Source organism: Asaia sp. W19 (assembly GCF_003994335.1).
Classification (GTDB): domain Bacteria; phylum Pseudomonadota; class Alphaproteobacteria; order Acetobacterales; family Acetobacteraceae; genus Asaia.
On record NZ_PNQZ01000119.1, the window covers coordinates 1 to 2,654 of the forward strand.

Genomic DNA, 2,654 nt, shown 5'->3' on the forward strand with positions numbered 1-2,654 from the left:
CGCACCAATCGGCTCAGGCGACGCTCGACAGTCTCTCGGGTCGTCTGGACGAATCGCGTGATATCTCGCGCTACATGACCAGCCTGCTCATCTATCTGGGCCTGCTCGGCACGTTCTACGGGCTGCTGCTCACGGTCAGTTCCATCGCCGGGGTGATCGGCGGCATGAACGTGGGTGATGGCAATCTGGACGCCATGTTCGGCCAGCTGAAATCAGGCCTCGCAGAACCGCTCAAGGGCATGTCCACCGCTTTCTCGGGCTCGATGTTCGGTCTGGCAGGCGCGCTCATCCTCGGCTTCCTCGACCTCAATGCCGGCCAGGCTCAAAACCGCTTCTTCAACGAAGTCGAGGAATGGCTCGTCGGCATTACCAAGCAGGGCGGTGCCCTGATCGAGGGGGGCGATGCTTCCGTACCTGCCTATGTGCAGGCCCTCCTCGAACAGACCGCCGAGAACCTCGAGACCCTGCAGAATGTCGTCTCGCGCAGCGAGGAAAGCCGCATGCAGCAGCTCCAGGTCATGGACGGACTGCAGGAGCGCCTCAAGGCCATGACCGATCTGCTTCAGTCCAACCAGAAGATGATGAGTCGTGTGGCCGACCAGCAGGCCCTGCTTGGGCCTTTCCTGAAACATGTGGGCGAGGCTACCACCCCGGGCACCGCCGCCTTCAATGACGCCAAGGACAGCCGCGAGCAGTTCGGCCGCATCGAGGGGCATATCATACGCCTCATCGACGAACTCCATAGCGGGCGGGCGCAGATGGCCGGAGAGATCCGCAATGATCTGCGTGTTCTGGCCCGCACTATCGCCGCCACCAGCCCCGGAGGCTCGACCTCCATTCCTCCGGCAGCACAGTAAGACGGGGAGGCTCTCATGGCTCGACGCTCCCGACGCAGCTCCCATGGGGGAGAACTCAATGCCTGGCCCGGCTATGTGGATGCGCTTTCTACCCTGCTCATGGTCGTCACCTTCGTGCTGCTCGTCTTCGTACTCGGCCAGCAATTTCTCTCCGTCGCCCTGAGCAAGCGGACGCACTCGCTCGATGCGCTGCGTCAACAGCTGGCTGCCCTGCAGCAGACGCTTTCGATGACGGAAGCCAAGAACACCCAGCTCAACGCCATGGTGGCCAGCCTCACCACCGACAGAGACAGCGCGAAGCGCCAGGCCGATGCCCTTACCCAGCAGCTCGCCACGCTGAATGGCACCATTGCCGAAAAGGAACAGGCCCTCGCCGCTGCCGGTCAGGCGACGCAATCCGATCAGGCGACCATAGCCCAGCTCAAATCGCAGCTCGAGCAGCTGAACCAGCAGCTCCTGGCCATCGGGCAGGCACTCGATATCGCCAAGAAAGATGTCAGTGCGCGCGACCAGCAGATCACCGATCTGGGCAACAAGCTCAATGTAGCGCTCGCCGATAAGGTGAATCAGCTCAAGCGCTATCGGTCAGAGTTTTTTGGCCGTCTTCAGGACATCCTGAAGAACCAGAAAGGCGTGGAAATCGTCGGCGATCGATTCGTATTCCAGAGTTCCATTCTCTTCCCCCAGGGAAGCGCCGATCTGACGCCGGAAGGCGAGAAGGAAATCGCAGCGCTCGCCCATACCTTCAAACAGGTTTCAAGCCAGATCCCGACCGATATTCCCTGGATCCTGCGGGTGGACGGCCATGCCGACAAGCAGCCTATCCATACGGCCTTCCCGAGCAACTGGGAGCTGTCGAGCGCACGCGCGATCACCGTGGTCAAGGTGCTGATCCGTGAAGGGGTTGATCCGCATCATCTCGCCGCCACCGGTTTCTCGGATTATCAGCCCCTCGATCAGCACAATACGGCAGCCGCCTACACCCGAAACCGTCGTATCGAATTCCGCCTCACAGATCGCTGAAAACACGGCCCGTCCGGGCAAGGAAACGTCAGGGAGAAATCGCTTGGCAGCGGTTTCTCCCCAATGACAAGAACGGCGCAATCGCTTATGTATCGCGCCATGACCGGCACGCCCCTCTCCCAGATCCGCAATTTCTCGATCATCGCCCATATCGATCACGGCAAGTCCACGCTGGCTGACCGTCTGATCCAGGCCTGCGGTGCGCTTACGGCACGAGAAATGAAGGAGCAGGTGCTCGATAATATGGAGCTCGAGCAGGAGCGCGGCATCACCATCAAGGCGCAGACCGTGCGCCTGACCTACCCGGCCAAGGATGGCAAGACCTACATCCTGAACCTCATGGACACGCCGGGCCATGTCGATTTCGCCTATGAGGTCAGCCGCTCCCTCGCAGCCTGCGAAGGCTCCATTCTGGTCGTCGATGCGTCCCAGGGTGTCGAGGCCCAGACGCTGGCCAATGTCTATCAGGCGATCGACGCCAATCACGAGATCGTCCCGGTCCTGAACAAGGTCGACCTGCCCGCCGCCGATGTCGAGCGCGTGCGCGCCCAGATAGAGGAAGTGGTCGGCATCCCCGCCGATGACGCCGTCGAGGTCTCCGCCAAGACCGGACTGAACATCGAAGGCGTGCTCGAGGCCCTCGTCACACGCCTGCCCCCGCCGAAAGGCGACGCCAACAAGCCGCTCCAGGCCCTGTTGGTCGATAGCTGGTACGACCCGTATCTCGGCGTGATCATCTTGGTGCGCATCATGGAAGGTACGCTCAAGCGGGGC

The 2,654-nt window shown here is 61.5% G+C and carries 3 protein-coding genes; all 3 read left to right on the top strand.

Annotated features, from left to right (window positions below):
• Positions 1–857 (top strand): flagellar motor protein MotA (locus tag C0V97_RS17095; RefSeq protein WP_127103705.1); only part of this gene is annotated, 857 nt, incomplete at its 5' end.
• Positions 858–872: 15 nt separating this feature from the next.
• Positions 873–1,880, top strand: a complete 1,008-nt coding sequence (locus C0V97_RS17100; protein ID WP_127103358.1) for a peptidoglycan -binding protein — start codon at positions 873–875, stop codon at positions 1,878–1,880.
• Between the two features lie 99 nt (positions 1,881–1,979).
• On the top strand, positions 1,980–2,654 hold a 675-nt coding region (locus tag C0V97_RS17105; RefSeq protein ID WP_127103706.1), incomplete at its 3' end, for a GTP-binding protein.

Excerpts from the sequence above, each read along its gene's own strand:
- C0V97_RS17100 (WP_127103358.1), top strand. The coding sequence starts at position 873 with ATGGCTCGACGCTCCCGACGCAGCTCCCATGGGGGAGAACTCAATGCC.